Raw genomic sequence first — 18,793 nt, 5'->3', positions numbered from 1 at the left:
TTTACCTATTCAAAACGAATAATCAATTGATCAACTGCCAAGCTATCACCCTCTTTTGCACAAATTTCGGCGACCACCCCGTCTTGCGCAGCCGTCAAGGTATTTTCCATTTTCATCGCCTCAATGGCAGCAATTTTTTGACCGGCTGTTACTGCATCGCCCACCTTAACGGCAATGGTCGTTAGTAAACCAGGCATTGGTGACATCACTAACTTAGAGGTATCAGGCGGAACTTTGACAGGCATACGGCGCTGTAGCTCAGCGCCCAATGGACTCAAGACCATACATTCAAACTGCGCACCATCGAGCACCAATAGGTATTTGGTGCCACGACGCTCAACCTGTGCAGTTATTTTACTGGTGCCATTAATGGTGGCATGCAGACAAATTTCACCTGGACGCCAGTTACTGACGATGTCATAACGACTAACCCCATCAGCCTCTTCAATATACACAGAGTACACATTTTCTTTTAGCTCTAATCGAATTGGAATCTCATATGGATCCTCTTTTGAACCAACCCGAGCACCTGTTACCACTACAAATTTCTTGGCAATGATCATTTCATGGCCAACCAACTGACCATCAATCATCTTGATGTGCTCAAGATAGCGATATCGCATAAATGCAGCTAATGCAGCTAACCGTTTTGGGTCAGCTGGTTGCACTGAATCGGTCTTAAAACCATGTGGGTATTCTTCTGCAATAAATCCAGTAGTGAAGTCACCTGATACAAAGCGTGGATGTTGCAGTAAAGCCGCTTGAAATGGGATATTGGAATGAATGCCGCGAATTACAAAGTCATTTAAGGCAGAACGCATTTTCTCGATAGCTTCCGTACGGTCCTTGCCGTGCACGATCAACTTAGCGATCATTGAGTCATAGAACATCGGAATCTCACCGCCTTCGTAGACGCCTGTATCTACGCGCACGCCATCCATTTCTTGGGGCGGGCGGTATTTGACCAGTCGCCCAGTGGAAGGCAGGAAGTTACGAAATGGGTCATCGGCATTAATACGGCACTCCATAGACCAACCGTCTAACTGAATATCCTCTTGCTTGAAAGCCAGCTTTTCACCAGCAGCGACTCGAATCATCTGCTCCACGAGGTCAAGACCAGTAATACCTTCCGTGACAGGATGTTCAACTTGTAGGCGGGTATTCATTTCCAGAAAATAGAAAGATTTATCTTTACCTACAACAAACTCGACCGTACCAGCCGATTGGTAGTTAACGGCCTTTGCTAAAGCAACTGCCTGCTCACCCATGGCTTTGCGCGTTGCAGGATCAATAAACGGTGATGGCGCCTCTTCAATGACTTTTTGATGACGACGCTGAATCGAGCAATCACGCTCACCCAAGTACACCACATTGCCATGCGAGTCACCTAACACCTGAATCTCAATATGACGCGGACCTTCAACAAACTTCTCAATAAAGACACGGTCATCGCCAAAACTATTGAGCGCCTCTGTGCGACAAGCGGTAAATCCTTCAAAAGCTTCTTTGTCATTAAAGGCAACACGCAGACCTTTACCGCCGCCGCCGGCCGAGGCTTTAATCATTACAGGATAGCCAATACCCTGCGCAATCTTGACTGCATCTTCTGCTTTATCGATGGCTTCATTAAAACCAGGAATCGTATTGACTTTGGCTTCCAGCGCCAATTTCTTAGAAGCAATTTTATCGCCCATGGCCGCAATCGATTGGTGCTTGGGGCCAATAAAGACAATACCCTCCTCCTCACAACGTTTTGCAAACTGCTCATTCTCAGATAAGAAGCCATAACCAGGATGAACTGCTTGGGCGCCAGTGTCTTTACAGGCCTGAATAATGCGGTCCATTACCAAATAAGATTCGCGAGATGGTGCCGGCCCAATACAAACTGCTTCATCGGCCATCTGGACATGACGAGCCTCTTTATCCGCTTCGGAGTAAACGGCAACCGTTTTGATGCCCATCTTTTTAGCAGTTTTCATTACACGGCAAGCAATCTCGCCGCGATTAGCAATCAATATTTTTTTAAACATTTTGGTAGTCATGATGTATGGGTCCTTACAGAGGAATGTTGCCGTGTTTACGGGCAGGATTCTTCAAATCTTTATCCTTCAACATCGCTAAGGAGCGTGCGATACGTTTACGGGTCTCGTGCGGCAAAATGACATCATCAATATAGCCGCGACGACCTGCTACAAATGGGTTCGCAAATTTGGCTTTGTACTCAGCTTCACGTGCTGTAATTTTGGCTGGGTCTGATTTTTCCTCGCGGAAAATAATTTCAACCGCACCTTTAGGCCCCATTACAGCGATCTCCGCTGAAGGCCAAGCAAAGTTCACATCGCCACGCAGGTGTTTGGAAGCCATCACATCATAGGCGCCGCCATAGGCTTTACGCGTAATTAATGTTACTTTAGGAACAGTGCAATCAGCGTAGGCATATAGGAGTTTTGCGCCATGCTTAATGATTCCACCATACTCTTGTGCAGTACCCGGCATAAAGCCAGGCACATCAACCAAGGTGACTACTGGAATATTGAAGGCATCACAGAAGCGAACAAAACGAGCTGCCTTGATAGAAGCTTTGATATCTAGGCAACCAGCCAGAACTAAGGGTTGATTTGCAACAATGCCAATCGAGCGGCCCTCCATACGGGCAAACCCAATCAGAATATTTTTAGCGTAATCGGGTTGCAATTCAAAAAACTCACCATCATCAACAATCTTGGCAATCAATTCCTTCATATCATATGGTTGATTGGGATTCGAGGGGACTAAGGTATCCAAGGAAAAATCAGGCTCTTCATTGCGGTTGGCACCTTTAATCAGAGGCGGTTTTTCGCGATTCGATAATGGCAAGTAATTGAAGAAACGGCGCAACATAGAAATGGCTTCTACATCATTCTCGAATGCCAGATCGCAAACCCCTGAAACCGTGGAGTGCGTGACTGCTCCACCCAACTCTTCAGCGGTAACATCTTCATGCGTTACGGTCTTGACAACCTCTGGGCCGGTAACAAACATGTACGAGCTATCTTTCACCATGAAGATGAAATCCGTTAAGGCTGGAGAATAAACCGCGCCTCCTGCCGATGGACCCATGATGAGCGAGATTTGTGGAATCACTCCAGATGCAGTGACATTACGCTGGAAAATCTCTGCATAGCCTCCCAAAGAAGCAACGCCCTCTTGAATCCGCGCCCCACCTGAATCATTCAAGCCAATCACAGGTGCCCCCACCTTCATCGCCTGATCCATGATCTTGCAGATCTTTTCTGCATGCGCTTCAGAAAGTGAGCCTCCTAAAACGGTGAAGTCTTGGGAAAATACAAACACCAATCGGCCATTGATCATGCCGTAACCAGTAACAACGCCATCACCTGGTACCGTTTGATCGGCCATGCCAAAGTCATAGCAGCGATGCTCGACAAACATATCCCATTCTTCGAAGGTGCCAGCATCAAGCAAGAGCTCAATACGCTCTCGTGCGGTGAGCTTACCCTTTGAATGTTGCGCCTGAATACGTTTTTGTCCCCCACCTAAACGGGCGAGTTCGCGTTTCGATTCAAGCTGTTCAATGATTTCCTTCATACCGACTCCTTAGAAAAATTCATGCCCCATCGCTTCCAGCAATCGCCTGGCGGCAACTGATGGAGCTATAGTTCCCTGATTTACGGCAGCACTCAAGCTGGGTAAAAGTTCTTGTACTGCTACATTATTTGCAAATGCATTTTTTAAGCCCGCATCAATACGATCCCACATCCATGAGCCCGATTGTTTTTTGCGTCTTGCATCAAACTCACCATTAGCCTTTTGCAGTGCTTCAAATTGCTGTATTTTTTCCCATAACTCAGGCACCCCATTGCCCTGTAAGGCACTTAAGCGCATGACGATTGGGTGCCAATGCTCTGCTTGATGTGAGGCATGGTCGGGATTGCCTTGAAACCCAAGTAAGCGCAATGAACTCGTAATAAATAATTGTGCGCGCATTGCTGCATCTGGATCGATATCGACTTTATTAATCACAATCAGATCGGCTATTTCCATCACCCCTTTTTTGATGGCTTGCAAGTCATCACCAGCATTAGGCAATTGCAAGAGCACAAACATATCTGTCATACCGGCCACTGTGATTTCACTTTGTCCAACGCCAACCGTCTCTACAATCACCACATCAAAGCCAGCTGCCTCTGCAACCAATAGTGCTTCGCGGGTTTTTTCAGCAACACCCCCCAAGGTGCCAGAGGAAGGGCTGGGTCGAATAAAGGCATTCTCTAAAACAGATAAACGCTCCATACGGGTTTTATCACCCAGAATAGAGCCCCCCGATAAGCTAGAGGAAGGATCAATTGCTAAGACTGCAACGCGGTGACCTTTTTCAATTAAATACAGACCTAGCGTTTCAATTAAGGTTGATTTGCCAACACCCGGTACACCGGAGATACCAAGCCGAAATGACTTGCCGGTCTTCGGAAGTAAGGTGTTGAGAACATCGTCGGCACGCTTACGATGATCTAAGCGGGTTGATTCCAGTAAGGTGATGATCTTCGCTAGTGCGCGCCTCTGTTTAGGCGACGGACCACCAGTGAGGTCACCCACTAAAGCCTGGTCAACAGCATTGAGCATGCTTTGTGTCCGCTTAACTCGTGCTTACCGATTTACGAATCTGCTCAAGCACGTCCTTGGCCGATGCTGGAATTGGGGTGCCAGGCCCGTAGATGCCCTTGACGCCCGCCTCATATAAAAATTCATAATCCTGCCTGGGGATCACGCCACCGACGAAAACAATAATGTCATCGGCACCCTGCTTTTTGAGTTCAGCAATGATGGCTGGCACCAAGGTTTTGTGACCAGCAGCTAAAGTTGAAACACCCAGAGCGTGTACGTCATTCTCGATTGCCTGGCGCGCACACTCCTCAGGCGTCTGAAAAAGCGGTCCAATATCAACGTCAAATCCCAAATCAGCATAAGCAGTTGCAACCACTTTAGCACCACGATCGTGACCATCCTGTCCGAGCTTGGCAATCATCACCCGCGGGCGACGGCCAAAGTCTTTGGCAAAGTCAGCGATTTCTGTTTGTAATTTTGCCCAGCCTTCGGCTGAGTCATAAGCAGCTGCATACACTCCGGTCACCTTTTGCGTATCGGCGCGATGACGCCCGTAAACTTTTTCCAATGCATCAGATACTTCGCCAACCGTTGCACGCAAACGAATTGCCTGCACCGCCAAATCAAGCAGGTTGCCTGTATTGTTTTCGGCGGCTATGGTGATAGCCTCTAATGCGGCCTCTACTTTTTTACTATCGCGCTTTGCTTTAATAGCTTGTAAACGTGCAACCTGACTCTCTCTAACCTTATCGTTGTCAATCATCAAGACATCATGCAGATCTTCCTTTTGAAGCTTGTATTTATTGACTCCAACAATCACATCCGTTCCGGAGTCAATTTTGGCTTGTTTTTCAGCGGCGGCAGCTTCAATTTTTAATTTAGCCCAACCACTTTCTACTGCCTTAGTCATGCCGCCCATGGCATCTACTTCTTGAATAATTTCCCACGCCTTATCAGCCATTTCTTGCGTGAGGCTTTCCATCATGTATGAACCAGCCCATGGATCAATCACACTAGGAATATGGGTTTCCTCCTGGAGGATGAGTTGCGTATTTCGCGCAATACGACTAGAGAATTCTGATGGCAAAGCAATGGCTTCATCTAGAGAATTCGTGTGTAGTGACTGAGTGCCACCAAATACTGCTGCCATTGCCTCAACAGTGGTTCGCACTACGTTATTGTATGGATCCTGCTCAGTCAACGACCAACCAGATGTTTGGCAGTGTGTACGCAACATCAACGACTTGGGATTTTTTGGTTCAAAAGACTTCATAATCCGCCACCATAAAAGACGGGCGGCGCGTAACTTTGCCACTTCTAAATAGAAGTTCATTCCGATCGCAAAGAAGAAAGACAAGCGACCTGCAAAGCCATCCACATCCAAGCCTTTAGCAAGAGCAGTTTTGACATACTCTTTACCGTCGGCCAATGTGAAGGCCAACTCCAAGACCTGGTTAGCACCAGCTTCTTGCATGTGGTAACCCGAAATAGAAATCGAGTTGAACTTGGGCATATGCTTGGCGGTGTATTCAATAATGTCGCCAATAATCCGCATCGAAGGTTCTGGTGGATAGATATAGGTATTGCGCACCATGAACTCTTTGAGAATGTCATTCTGAATGGTCCCAGATAAGAGCTCTTGTTTCACGCCCTGCTCTTCGCCCGCAACAATGTAACCCGCTAAGACCGGTAAGACAGCGCCATTCATCGTCATGGAAACAGATACTTTGTCGAGCGGTATTCCATCGAACAAGATCTTCATATCTTCCACTGAGTCAATGGCTACGCCTGCCTTGCCAACATCACCAGTAACTCGGGGGTGATCGGAGTCATAACCACGATGGGTTGCTAAGTCGAATGCAACTGAGACACCTTGCCCTCCTGCATCAAGAGCTTTGCGATAAAAGGCATTGGATTCTTCAGCAGTAGAAAATCCAGCGTACTGGCGAATCGTCCAAGGGCGTACGGAATACATGGTTGCTTGCGGTCCACGCACAAATGGCTCAAAACCAGGTAAGGTATTGGTGTATTGCAAGCTCTCGATATCAGCCGAGGTATAAAGCGCTTTGAGATGAATGCCATCAGGAGTTTTCCAACCAAGATTTCCAACATCCCCATTGGGAGCGGATTTTTGTGCTGATTTAGCCCATGCATCTAAATTGGTCTCAGGCACATTAGGCCAATTGGTCGTTGGTTTGTTCTCGTTGGTACTCATAAAGCACTCCTGTTTGGCTTTATTGCATATTTACAAAAAATGTGGGGTTATTTTGCTAGACAATATTCAATTTGTCCAGTTAAAATGAATTCATAATTATGAATACAAAACTAAACAAAAGACCCTTATATGAAGAGGTTGCCGAACGCTTGCGTGAGCAAATATTTGCCCATCAAATGGCACCTGGCAGTTGGGTGGATGAGCAAAGCTTAGCTCTGCAACTAGGTATTAGCCGCACACCCATGCGAGAAGCCATTAAGGTTTTGGCAGCCGAGGGGCTGATCACCATGTACATGAACCGAGGCGCTTATGTCACCGAGGTGGACAGGCGTGACTTGGAGCAGATCTTCACCGTCCTATCCCTACTCGAAGGCCAAGCTGCTAAAGAAACGGCTTTGAGAGCCACTGAGGATCAATTGACTGAGCTGGACAATTTGCACCACCGCCTTGAGAAAGCCGCAGCTGATCGTGATCTAGACCAATTTTTTGAGATTAATGTCAAGTTTCATGAACTAATTCAAGGCATTGCTGGGAACCGCTGGATGAACAATACGATTGCGGACCTCAGAAAGGTCCTCAAGCTTCAAAGAAGGGATTCTTTGAATCGCACTGGCCGGATGCAGCACTCTGTCATTGAGCATCGCCAAATCCTAGAGGCGATTCTCAAAAGAGATCCGATTGCAGCAGAAGCTGCTATGCGCAAGCATTTGGCGCATGGGCTAGAAGCGGCGAAATAAAGGTTTAATTCGGTTTATAAAAATCAAACCTATAAATAACAAAGGCTTAGAGTATTAGTCTAAGCCTTTTGTTTTAAAGTAATTGAACTTACTTTTTAATTACAAAATTGCCAGGTAGGGATGCAATGTAGGCAGCAATGTCGTGCAAATCAGCATCACTGAAGTTCTGCACTTGAGAAGCCATGATTGCATTCACGCGACCATACTTGGCATTGCTATCGCCAACCTGATAAGCATGAAGTGCGTAATACAGATAGTCTGGATACTGGCCAGCTAACTTTGGGTAATTAGGGGCAATCGGGGCATTCAAACCAGCGCCGTGACAGGAGGTGCAATTACCCTTCTCAACCAATGCTTGACCTTTTTCAACGCTAGCCGCATTGGCAATACCAATGCTGGAGAGCAAAATAGCTGTAATTAGTGCGAATTTCATAAACGTGCCTCTAAATATCACTTCAATGGGTTGTTAGGTGAGCTGGCAGTTTGCGCAGCATAGTACTCGCCAATATCAGCCATATCTTGATCAGACAAGCTGGCAGCAATAGAACGCATAGTTGGATGCTTTCTTTCGCCTTTTTTGTACTCAGAAAGAGCCGTAACGATATAGGCAGCATTTTGTCCACCTAACATCGGTACGCGGTAAGTCAATGGGTAATCGGCACGATAGTCAGGAATGGAATGACAACCGGTGCAAAGCCATACCTTGCCTTGACCTGCTTGAGCAGAACCAGTCACATCAGCATATGCTGAGAACCCAGCAAAAGCCAAGCTAGCGCATACGGCAATTTGGGAAAGAATGAGGTGTTTTTTCATAAAAATCATCAATAGTAGGTTTGATTTCAATCAATTTGCACAGAGTATAGCGGAGTAAGCCTGAATTCGTCATTTCAGCTGTAAAAAAACAGCATAAATGCTGAAAATTAAGGCTCTTTTACCTATACTGAACCCTCGCTAAATCGACCCCGAACCCTAAACAGATGACTAAAAACCAAATGCGCTTTGATGGCTCATCGAGCTACGTCGCCACCGATGATCTGAAACTGGCCGTAAACGCCGCCATGATGCTGCAACGACCTTTATTAATTAAAGGCGAACCCGGGACTGGCAAAACCATGCTAGCCGAAGAGGTGGCTGCCGCTCTCAAAATGCCACTCTTGCAATGGCATATCAAATCAACCACCAAAGCCCAGCAAGGACTCTATGAATACGATGCAGTTAGTCGCTTACGAGATTCTCAATTAGGTGACGACAAGGTCAATGACATTCGCAACTACATTATTAAAGGAGTGCTCTGGCAGGCATTCGAGGCAAATGAGCCAACCGTTCTGTTAATTGATGAAATCGATAAAGCAGATATTGAATTTCCGAATGATCTTTTACGCGAAATTGATCGCATGGAGTTTTATGTTTATGAAACGCGCGAACTCATCCAAGCCAAACACCGCCCTCTCGTCATCATCACTTCAAATAATGAAAAAGAGTTGCCAGATGCATTTTTGCGTCGCTGCTTCTTTCACTACATCTCATTTCCAGATGCACAAACCATGCAGCGCATTGTTGATGTACACCACCCCCAAATTAAACAAGACTTACTCGATGCCGCCTTAAAGTCTTTCTATCAAATGCGCGCTCTACCAGGTCTCAAAAAGAAACCTTCGACCTCTGAGCTCATTGATTGGCTCAAACTCTTGTTAGCTGAAGATATTGCTCCAGAAGCGCTGCACAGTGGCGATGACAAGATTGTTGTGCCTCCTTTGCATGGTGCATTGCTAAAGAACGAGCAGGATATTCACTTGTTTGAACGCTTAGTACAAATGAACCGCAACAATCGCTAAGCCCCCTACTGTCCCATGTTGATCGAATTCTTTCTGAAGCTCAAAGAGGCCAAGGTGCCGGTTTCAGTGCGGGAATTTTTAACCTTACTGGAAGCACTCAAACAAGGGGTGATTGACCCTTCGATTGATGATTTCTACCAATTGGCACGCATGACTTTAGTCAAAGATGAGCAGCACTTTGATCGCTTTGATCAGGTCTTTGGCGCCTACTTCAGCGGTATCGAGCAAATTATTGCTCTGCAGCCCGATATACCGCTAGACTGGCTCGAGAAAAAACTTCAACGGGTGTTAACTGAAGCAGAAAAAGCTGCGCTCACAAAATTAGGTGGGCCTGAGGCTCTCAAAAAGCTCCTGGAAGAACTCTTAAAGGAACAAAAAGAGTGGCATGGTGGCGGTACTAAATGGATTGGCGCAGGGGGGTCCTCACCTTTTGGTCATAGTGGCTTCCATCCCGAAGGGATTCGAATTGGCGGCGAGAGCGCTGGCAATCGTACTGCAATCAAAGTATGGGAAGCACGTGAATTTAAGGACTATGACGCTAATTTAGCTTTAGGCACACGCAACATCAAGCTAGCCTTGCGTCGTTTGCGCCGCTTTGCGCGAGAGGGATCTCATCTCGAACTAGATTTGGATCAGACGATTCATGCAACTGCTGCAAATGCTGGCATGTTAGACATTAAGATGCGGCCTGAACGACACAATCAAGTGAAAGTATTGCTATTGATGGATGTGGGCGGCTCGATGGATGATCACGTTAAACGGATCGATGAATTATTCTCTGCCGCCAAAACAGAATTTAAGCACTTGGAGTACTACTATTTTCACAATTGCGTTTATGACTATCTATGGCAAAGCAATCGTCGCAGGCGTGACCAAGTTATGCCGACCCAAGACATCATCAACAAGTATGGCCCTGATTACAAATTGATCTTTGTCGGCGATGCCACTATGTCTCCTTATGAAATCCTCAGCCCCCATGGTTCAGTTGAATATAACAATACTGAGTCAGGAGCCACTTGGATGAATCGCTTGTTAGACCACTTCCCCCACTTTGCATGGCTTAACCCAGAGGCTGAAGGGGTTTGGCAATATCGCCAGTCGATCGACATCATGCGCCAGCTGGTAAAAGATCGGATGTATCCGGTTACCTTAAATGGTCTAGAAAGCGCTATGCGCCAACTTTCAAAGTAAGATCTTGGTGTGAGTCTTTTTTAAGATTTCCAATCTTTTTTATTTTTTCATTCATTCTTTTAGAAGCCCCTATGACCAGCTTAATTACTGAACGCCTAAAAACCCTTGGAATTGATTTGCCGCCACCAGGCCCTCCTGCTGCAGCTTATGTCATGGCTGCAACAACGGGTAACACCGTTCTTCTGTCTGGCCATATTGCCAAGCGCGATGGCAAACCTTGGGTTGGCAAACTGGGTCTCGATATGGATACCGAGACTGGTAAAGAGGCAGCCAAATCCATCGCAATTGATTTGCTTTCTACTTTACAGAACCATGTAGGCTCTTTGGATAAAGTCAAACGCATTGTGAAAGTGATGGGCCTGGTGAACTCTACCGACCAATATACCGAGCAGCACTTAGTCATTAATGGCTGTTCTGAATTACTCTTCGAAGTCTTTGGCGATGCCGGTAAACATGCGCGTAGTGCCTTTGGTGTTGCACAAATTCCATTGGGCGCTTGTGTTGAAATTGAACTCATCGCAGAAATTTGATTGAAACCATTGAGATTGGTTGAGTTATTCTTCTCAATAAAAAACCCGACTGCCTTGAGGTCGGGTTTTTNNTTTGGTAGGCTGATTATATTAATTAGCCTTGAGCTTACCTTCTTTAAGCCTGGGCTCAACAAAGTGGCCTTTGCGGGCACGATTACCAGCGAAAGACTTCAAAGTTTTGGCATCCAGATTGAGTTCAGTTGGCTTTCCTGCGCGGCCAGCCCCTGAGTAAGTTGCCCCTTCTGGACCTACTGCAATGGCTGAGGCCAATCTCTCTTTATCGTCCAAGCCCATCAAGATAACGCCCTTGCCGCCTGTAGGTAGCCGCTTGAGCTCATCTAATGGAAATACTAATAATTTGGCTGACTCAGAAAGGCAGGCAACTTGCTTCATACCAACAGAGACTTTGGCGGCACCCAATGGGGCATCTCCAGCAGGGAACTTACTGTCTATTCCGACAAATGATTTACCAGCTTTATTACGGGTCGTCATATCCGCTACATTGGCCAAGAAGCCATTGCCAGCTCGCGTTGAAATTAACACTAAATCATCTGACTGCCCTGCATAGTAAGCAACCATTTGTGAGCCGGCAGCCAGATTAATAAAGCTTGTCAATGGAGAACCATCGCCACGTGCACCAGGTAATTCACTGACAGGAACGGTATAGACCCGTCCGTCACTACCGAAGCCTTGCATCACATCAATTGTGCGACATTCAAAGGTCGCGTATAAGGCATCGCCCGATTTAAAACCAAACTGAGTAGCATCGTGCTCGTGACCTTGACGCACGCGCACCCAACCTTTTTGCGAAACAATCACAGTCACCGGCTCATCTACCACCTTAGTTTCAGCAACAGCCCGCTTATCTTCCTGAATCAAAGTGCGACGATCATCACCAAACTCTTTCAGATCTGATTCAATTTCCTTAATGATGCGTTTACGCAAAATGGCATCACTTTGTAGTAGACCCTCTAAGTCATCCCGTTCGGCCTTCAGCTCTTTGAGCTCTTGCTCAATTTTGATGCCTTCCAAGCGCGCTAATTGACGCAAACGAATATCTAAAATATCTTCCGCTTGGCGATCGGTTAATTTAAATTCTTTAATCAAGTCGGCTTTGGGCTCATCACTATTGCGAATGATCTTAATGACCTTGTCAATATTGAGAAGAACGGTTAAACGCCCTTCCAATATATGCATACGGTCTTTTACTTTGCCCAGGCGATATTGAGTACGACGCGTTACTGTAGTAACTCGGAATGCAATCCACTCGGTCAAAATTTCTTTTAAGCCTTTTTGACGCGGGCGACCATCGTTACCAATCATCACCAAGTTCATCGGCGCATTGGACTCAAGTGAGGTATGCGCCAACAAGAGGTTCACGAATTCATTTACGTCAATATTCTTACTCTTTGGCTCAAATACCAAACGTACCGCAGCATCTTTACTCGATTCATCGCGCACACCATCCAAGACATTAAGGATGGTTGACTTCAAGTTGTTTTGCTCTGGAGTGAGGGTCTTTTTGCCAACCTTCACCTTAGGATTGGTAATTTCCTCAATTTCTTGCAAAACACGTTGGGATGAGGTGGCTGGGGGTAATTCATTCACTACAATTTGCCACTGGCCACGCGCCAATTCTTCAATAGACCAACGGGCGCGAACTTTGACGCTACCACGACCTGTTTCATAAATCTGCGCAATCTCAGCGCCAGAAGAAATAATCTGGCCACCACCCGGGTAATCTGGCCCTGGCATGATCTCCAGAAGCTCTGGGGTTGTCATCTTGGGTGATTTCATCAGCGCAATAGCTGCGCTGGCTACTTCACGTAAATTATGTGACGGAATTTCAGTAGCCATACCCACAGCAATACCAGATGCGCCGTTCAGCAATACAAATGGTAAGCGGGCGGGTAATAATTTGGGCTCTTGAAATGAACCGTCATAGTTCGGCGCGAAATCTACCGTGCCTTCGTCAATCTCACTCAATAATAGACCGGCAATCTTAGTCAGTCGTGCTTCGGTGTATCGCATTGCTGCTGCGCCATCACCATCGCGCGAACCAAAGTTACCTTGACCATCAATCAGCGGATACCGCAGTGAAAAGCTCTGCGCTAAGCGTACCAAAGCATCATAAGCAGATTGGTCGCCATGTGGATGAAATTTACCCAACACATCACCCACCACACGCGCGCTTTTTACTGGTTTAGCATCAGCACGCAAACCCATTTCACTCATAGAAAACAGAATGCGTCGTTGCACTGGCTTTTGACCATCAGAAACATCTGGTAAGGCGCGACCTTTTACTACGCTGATGGCGTAATCTAAATAAGCCCGCTCGGCATACACCGCCAGGGTAAGACTATCGTTGCCGTCTTCGTTTAAATCTACCAACTTGGGATCATGTGGATCTTTTGGACCATCAGTCGACGGTGCTGTAATTTCTTGTGCAATTTCAACGGTATCCGCAAATAAATCAGCCTGCTCTGCTGCAGCAATTTCACCAGGAGTTTTTTTAGTTGTCATTAAATATCCGCCTCCACTTCATTGCCGCGCTCTTCTAACCAGTCTTTGCGCGCTGCTGATTCTGATTTGCCCATCAACATATCCATTGTTTTGATTGTTTCGTCTTCAGTCCAGGTTCCCAAGGTGACTGGAAGCAAGCGACGTGTATCTGGGTTTAAGGTGGTGTCCCATAACTGCTCTGCGCTCATCTCGCCCAAGCCTTTAAAGCGGGAGATTTGCCAGGCAGACTCCTTCACACCATCTTTGCGTAATTTATCTTCAATTGCCTGCAACTCATTAGCATCAAGTGCATAAATCTTTTGGGCTGGTTTTTTACCGCGCGCAGGGGCATCTACCCTAAAGAGCGGTGGGCGAGAGATATAGACATGACCCAAGTCGATAAGTTTTGGGAAATGTTTATAAAACAGGGTTAGCAATAGCACTTGAATATGCGCGCCATCCACGTCCGCATCTGACAGAATGCAGATCTTGCCGTAACGCAAATTGGATAAATCAGGGGCGTCATTAGCGCCGTGTGGATCTACGCCAATAGCTACTGCAATATCGTGCACTTCATTATTGGCAAACAGGCGATCACGCTCTGCTTCCCAAGTATTTAATACCTTACCGCGCAATGGGAGAATAGCTTGGTACTCTTTGTTACGACCCATTTTGGCTGAGCCACCCGCCGAATCACCCTCTACCAAATAAATTTCATTGAGGCTGATATCTTGGCTTTCGCAGTCGGTCAATTTACCAGGCAACACTGCTACGCCAGACGATTTTTTCTTCTCGACTTTTTGACCGGCACGGGTTCGTGCTTGCGCTTGCTTGATGACTAAGTCAGCCAATTTACGACCGTAGTCTACGTGCTCGTTGAGCCAGAGCTCAAGGGCTGACTTTGCATAAGCTGAAACCAAACGCACTGCATCACGTGAATTCAGGCGCTCTTTTATTTGCCCCTGAAATTGTGGATCCAATACTTTGGCAGACAAAATAAATGAGGCGCGGGCAAAGACGTCTTCAGGCATCAGCTTCACACCCTTCGGTTGCAATGCATGCATCTCTATGAAGCCCTTGACTGCGTTAAAGAGACCTTCGCGCAGACCACTCTCATGCGTACCACCAGCCGGGGTTGGAATGAGATTGACATAGCTTTCACGCACAGGCGCGCCATCTTCTGTCCAGGTCACCACCCAAGCAGCGCCCTCGCCTTCAGCAAAGGAGTCATCATCCCCAGTGCCGGTAGCATATTGCTCGCCTTCAAATGGGGGAATCACTTCTGGGCCATGACCTGCTTGTGCAATGGCCTCCGTCAAGTAGCCGCGCAAGCCTTGTGCATATTGCCAAGTTTGGCTTTCACCAGACTTCTCTTGAATCAAGGTTACCTTCACGCCGGGCAGAAGAACTGCTTTCGAACGCAACAAACGAATCAGTTCTGGCATGGGAATGGCAGAACTATCAAAATATTTTCCATCAGGCCAAGCGCGAACACGTGTACCGTGTGACTTATCTTCTTTGCTTGCGGGCTTAGTTTTGAGCTTTTCAATCACCAAGCCGTCAGCGAAGGTCAAGGTAGAAACCTGGCCATCACGCCAAACCGTCACTTCCAGACGTTTAGATAAAGCATTGGTGACCGATACACCCACACCATGAAGACCACCGGAGAAAGCATAAGCACCGCCGGTGCCTTTTTCAAATTTACCGCCGGCATGCAATTGCGTAAAAACGATCTCTACAACAGGTAGTTTTTCAGTTGGATGCATACCCACCGGAATGCCGCGACCATCATCCTCAATACTGACACTGCCATCAGTGTGCATCGTTACGATAATTTGCTTACCAAAGCCGCCTAATGCCTCATCAGAAGCGTTATCCAATACCTCCTGAATAATATGCAGGGGGTTATCGGTGCGGGTGTACATACCAGGCCGTTGACGGACTGGTTCTAGCCCCTTTAGGACCTGAATCGACGATTCACTGTATTCGGATGTTTTACGAGTAGCCATGCGCGCAAATTGTAGTCATGTCTGAGCCGAAACCGGAACTTTTCCCAAATTAACCCCTCGTTCATGCCAAAATCAGCCTATGGGAGCACTTAGCCACATTCGCGTTTTAGACCTCAGCAGAGTGCTGGCAGGCCCATGGTGTAGCCAAAACTTAGCTGATTTGGGGGCAGAAGTGATTAAAGTAGAGCGCCCTGGCGTCGGAGACGATACCCGGCATTGGGGCCCGCCATTCGTGAAAGATGCCCAAGGCCAAGATACGGCAGAATCGACTTATTTTGTCTGCATCAACCGCAATAAACGCTCCATTACAGTCAATTTAAGCAAGCCAGAGGGTCAAGAGATCATTCGGCAATTGGTTTTAGAGTCCGATGTCCTCATTGAGAACTACAAAGTGGATGATTTGGCAAAATATGGACTTGACTACGCCAGTTTGCGCCAAATCAAGCCCAATTTGATCTATTGCTCGATTACAGGCTTCGGACAAACTGGTCCATACGCCCATCGTCCTGGGTATGACTACATTGTTCAGGGCATGGGTGGTTTTATGAGTGTTACCGGGGAGGCGGACGGGTTCCCAGGAGGCAGTCCTCAAAAAGCGGGGGTGGCCATCGCCGACTTATTTACTGGGATGTACGCGAGCAGCGCTATTTTGGCTGCAGTCATCCATCGAGATAGAACAGGCGAAGGTCAAATGATCGACATGGCTCTACTTGATACCCAAGTGGCCATGATGGCCAATGTAGCAAGCGCCTATCTCAGTACCAATGAGGTGCCACGACGCTGGGGCAACACCTCACCCATTGTCGTTCCTTACCAGACCTTTCCAACATCAGATGGCTGGATGATTGTGGCTGTGGGCAATGACAGTCAATTTAGACATTTTGTAAAAGTGGGTGGCGAGGATCATTTAGCTGACAATCCTCGTTTTTCCGAAAACCCATTGCGCGTTCAACACCGCACAGAGCTAGTGCCATTGCTAGAGGCAATGACGCGGAAAAAAACCAAGGCGCAGTGGATCTCCTTACTGGATGAACATGGAGTTCCCTGTGGACCGATCAATAATATGAAAGAAGTATTTGCCAATGAACAAGTTCAGGCGCGCAAATTAGCCATCAGCGTTCCTCACGATACCGCTGGCACCATGAAATTAGTAGCGAGCCCAATACGGATGTCAGCTACCCCGACAGAAATTCGGACAGCGCCACCAACCCTGGGTCAGCATACCGATGAAATTTTGCGAGAATACTTAAAACTTGATAGCAGTGCAATCGAAGCACTTCACAAGCATGGCGTGGTTTAAACACCCCCCCAATCATGAATACATCCACACAATCCAATCGTTTATCCCTAGCTCAAGTGCTGATCTTTGGTGGCCTGATGGTCACCCTGTCCATGGGCATTCGTCATGGCTTTGGCCTATTTAATCTTCCCATTACGATGGCCAATGGCTGGGGACGTGAAACCTTTGCCCTTACGATTGCCCTGCAAAATCTGATCTGGGGGGCATTCCAACCAATTACTGGTGCGCTGGCTGATCGCTACGGGGCTCTCAAGATCATGGTAATGGGCGGCATTCTTTATGCACTCGGTTTAGCAGGCATGGCTCTATCTACCGACGTCCTGAACTTTACCGTTGCTGGGGGCCTGTTCATTGGCTTAGCTCAAACTGCGACAACTTATAGCGTGGTGTATGGCGTATTGGGTCGAAATGTCTCCGCCCAAAAACGGGTCTGGGCGATGGGTATTACTGCGGCGGCAGGGTCTTTTGGTCAGTTCCTAATGATTCCAACTGAACAAGGATTAATTAGCAGCTTTGGCGCACAAAATGCATTAATGCTCTTGGCCCTTATGGCAAGCATGATGATTCCGGTGGCGTTCATGTTGCGCGAAAAAGAATTTACGCATGTACATCATGCTGAGGATCAAACCATCGCAGAAGCACTTAAAGAAGCACTCAAAAATTCCAGCTTTCAATTGCTCGCTTTTGGTTATTTTGTCTGTGGTTTCCAGGTGGTATTTATTGCGGTCCACTTGGCACCCTATCTCAAAGATCTCTCTAGTATTTATCCGAGTGTTGGCGCACCATCCGTTGCTACAAGTGCGCTAGCACTAATTGGTTTATTTAATATCTTTGGAACATACGGAGCAGGTATATTAGGCCAACGCATTCCAAAGCGCTATTTACTCGCGGGCATTTACTTGAGTAGATCCATTGTAATCATTGCGTTTATAAGTCTTCCACTATCACCAATGACAACCTATGTTTTTGCATCTCTCATGGGATTTTTGTGGTTAGCTACCATTCCATTAACAAATGGCATCGTGGCGCAAATCTTTGGGGTCAAGCACCTATCCATGCTATCTGGTTTGGTTTTCTTCTCGCATCAAATGGGTAGTTTTTGTGGCGCTTATTTTGGCGGCTATTTATTTGATAAAACCGGCTCCTACACCATTGTCTGGCAAATATCGATTGCCTTGGGCGTCATTGGATTCCTGGTGAACCTACCAATTAAAGAGAGAGCCGTGACAAGAATGCATAAAACAGCGGTCGCCTAAGTTCATTAGTACAATCATCCAAAATCTTAAAGAGCACCATGACTAGAGCATTATTTATCCAGCAGAAAAAGAAAGCCCCCTTTTTGCAATGGGCAACAGCAAGCTTAGTGCTATTGATACTGGCTGCAGTCTTTGCAAGCTACTATGCTCCCGATATGATGTACGCCATGACCAGTCAGCTAATGACGATGTGTGGCTGGCAGTAAGCTAAATCTATCGCTTATTGAGATACAAACTCGCCGTAGCACAATGGATAGTGCACATGCCTCCTAAGCGTGGGATACAGGTTCGATTCCTGTCGGCGGGACCAAACCGTAAATCAAAACTAAATGCATGTACCCCCCCGGTAATGCGCTAACAGACTCAGTTCTGTGCGTGTGCTGTATTGAGATATTGAATGAAGTTCTCACTAATAAATGGTTTCGCATTTGTGAAACTAGAAGCACTAACAACGCCACCAAAAAAACAAATTAAGCCAAATAGGCACCAGTAAATAATCTTTTTCATACTCACCACCCTTTTGAAATGAGCGCACGCCCGCTTACCGATTTATAAAGGCGGTGTATTAACAAAATATTGACCTTGGTCAATAAAAAGGCTCCACTAGAACTAA

Annotated in this window: 15 protein-coding genes and 1 tRNA gene; 8 read left to right on the top strand and 8 right to left on the bottom strand. The window is 46.8% G+C overall.

Annotated features, from left to right (window positions below):
- Positions 1-5: 5 nt before the first annotated feature.
- Genes accC through scpA form a run of 4 tightly spaced genes read right to left on the bottom strand, consistent with a single transcriptional unit; the run spans position 6 to position 6,820 of the window.
- Positions 6-2,030, bottom strand: coding sequence for an acetyl-CoA carboxylase biotin carboxylase subunit (gene accC, locus BOQ04_RS03065; RefSeq protein WP_198929279.1), 2,025 nt, complete (start codon positions 2,028-2,030; stop codon positions 6-8).
- A 25-nt stretch (positions 2,031-2,055) separates the two neighbouring features.
- Positions 2,056-3,588, bottom strand: coding sequence for an acyl-CoA carboxylase subunit beta (locus BOQ04_RS03060; protein WP_076023306.1), 1,533 nt, complete (start codon positions 3,586-3,588; stop codon positions 2,056-2,058).
- Positions 3,589-3,597: 9 nt separating this feature from the next.
- Positions 3,598-4,623, bottom strand: a complete 1,026-nt coding sequence (gene meaB / locus BOQ04_RS03055) for a methylmalonyl Co-A mutase-associated GTPase MeaB (protein WP_076023305.1) — start codon at positions 4,621-4,623, stop codon at positions 3,598-3,600.
- Positions 4,624-4,636: 13 nt separating this feature from the next.
- Complete coding sequence (gene scpA, locus BOQ04_RS03050) at positions 4,637-6,820, bottom strand: methylmalonyl-CoA mutase (RefSeq protein ID WP_076023304.1); 2,184 nt, start codon at positions 6,818-6,820, stop codon at positions 4,637-4,639.
- 98 nt (positions 6,821-6,918) lie between these two features.
- Between scpA and BOQ04_RS03045 the strand changes: the two genes are divergently transcribed.
- Complete coding sequence (locus tag BOQ04_RS03045; RefSeq protein ID WP_076023303.1) at positions 6,919-7,557, top strand: GntR family transcriptional regulator; 639 nt, start codon at positions 6,919-6,921, stop codon at positions 7,555-7,557.
- A gap of 88 nt (positions 7,558-7,645) precedes the next feature.
- Here BOQ04_RS03045 and BOQ04_RS03040 read toward each other — a convergent pair whose 3' ends face one another.
- Positions 7,646-7,990 (bottom strand): c-type cytochrome, encoded by a 345-nt coding sequence (locus BOQ04_RS03040; RefSeq protein ID WP_076023302.1) that lies wholly within the window; start codon positions 7,988-7,990, stop codon positions 7,646-7,648.
- A 17-nt stretch (positions 7,991-8,007) separates the two neighbouring features.
- Positions 8,008-8,370, bottom strand: a complete 363-nt coding sequence (locus tag BOQ04_RS03035; protein WP_076023427.1) for a c-type cytochrome — start codon at positions 8,368-8,370, stop codon at positions 8,008-8,010.
- 164 nt (positions 8,371-8,534) lie between these two features.
- Here BOQ04_RS03035 and BOQ04_RS03030 point away from each other — a divergent pair, with 164 nt between their 5' ends.
- From BOQ04_RS03030 to BOQ04_RS03020, 3 genes are all read left to right on the top strand, one after another.
- A complete protein-coding gene (locus tag BOQ04_RS03030; RefSeq protein ID WP_076023301.1) occupies positions 8,535-9,392 on the top strand; it encodes an AAA family ATPase in 858 nt (285 codons plus the stop codon).
- A 15-nt stretch (positions 9,393-9,407) separates the two neighbouring features.
- Positions 9,408-10,583: a vWA domain-containing protein gene (locus tag BOQ04_RS03025; RefSeq protein ID WP_076023300.1), complete on the top strand. Its 1,176-nt coding sequence runs from the start codon at positions 9,408-9,410 to the stop codon at positions 10,581-10,583.
- Positions 10,584-10,654: 71 nt separating this feature from the next.
- The gene (locus BOQ04_RS03020) at positions 10,655-11,113 is read left to right on the top strand and encodes a RidA family protein (RefSeq protein WP_076023299.1); all 459 of its coding nucleotides are present in this window, start codon (positions 10,655-10,657) and stop codon (positions 11,111-11,113) included.
- Positions 11,114-11,203: 90 nt separating this feature from the next.
- Here BOQ04_RS03020 and parC read toward each other — a convergent pair whose 3' ends face one another.
- Entirely contained in the window at positions 11,204-13,636 is a 2,433-nt protein-coding gene (gene parC / locus BOQ04_RS03015; RefSeq protein ID WP_233126618.1) for a DNA topoisomerase IV subunit A, read from the bottom strand.
- A complete protein-coding gene (locus BOQ04_RS03010) occupies positions 13,636-15,624 on the bottom strand; it encodes a DNA topoisomerase IV subunit B (RefSeq protein WP_076023298.1) in 1,989 nt (662 codons plus the stop codon). Before BOQ04_RS03010 ends, parC begins: the two co-directional genes overlap by 1 nt.
- Positions 15,625-15,703: 79 nt before the next feature.
- On the opposite strand from BOQ04_RS03010, the gene BOQ04_RS03005 reads away from it, so the two are divergent.
- The 4 genes from BOQ04_RS03005 to BOQ04_RS02995 all read left to right on the top strand — a co-directional run bounded on the left by BOQ04_RS03005 (position 15,704) and on the right by BOQ04_RS02995 (position 18,490).
- Positions 15,704-16,924 (top strand): CaiB/BaiF CoA transferase family protein, encoded by a 1,221-nt coding sequence (locus tag BOQ04_RS03005; RefSeq protein ID WP_076023297.1) that lies wholly within the window; start codon positions 15,704-15,706, stop codon positions 16,922-16,924.
- A 14-nt stretch (positions 16,925-16,938) separates the two neighbouring features.
- Entirely contained in the window at positions 16,939-18,180 is a 1,242-nt protein-coding gene (locus BOQ04_RS03000) for an MFS transporter (RefSeq protein WP_076023296.1), read from the top strand.
- Positions 18,181-18,218: 38 nt separating this feature from the next.
- Positions 18,219-18,386 carry a hypothetical protein gene (locus BOQ04_RS10700; protein ID WP_158025474.1) on the top strand — a complete coding sequence of 56 codons (168 nt, stop codon included), beginning with the start codon at positions 18,219-18,221 and terminating at the stop codon, positions 18,384-18,386.
- A gap of 29 nt (positions 18,387-18,415) precedes the next feature.
- A tRNA-Arg gene (locus BOQ04_RS02995) sits at positions 18,416-18,490 on the top strand.
- The last annotated feature ends 303 nt before the right edge of the window (positions 18,491-18,793 follow it).

Source organism: Polynucleobacter sphagniphilus (assembly GCF_001953355.1).
GTDB lineage: Bacteria > Pseudomonadota > Gammaproteobacteria > Burkholderiales > Burkholderiaceae > Polynucleobacter > Polynucleobacter sphagniphilus.
Note: the sequence above shows the minus strand (reverse complement) of the source record. Positions and strands in the feature narration are given on the sequence as shown.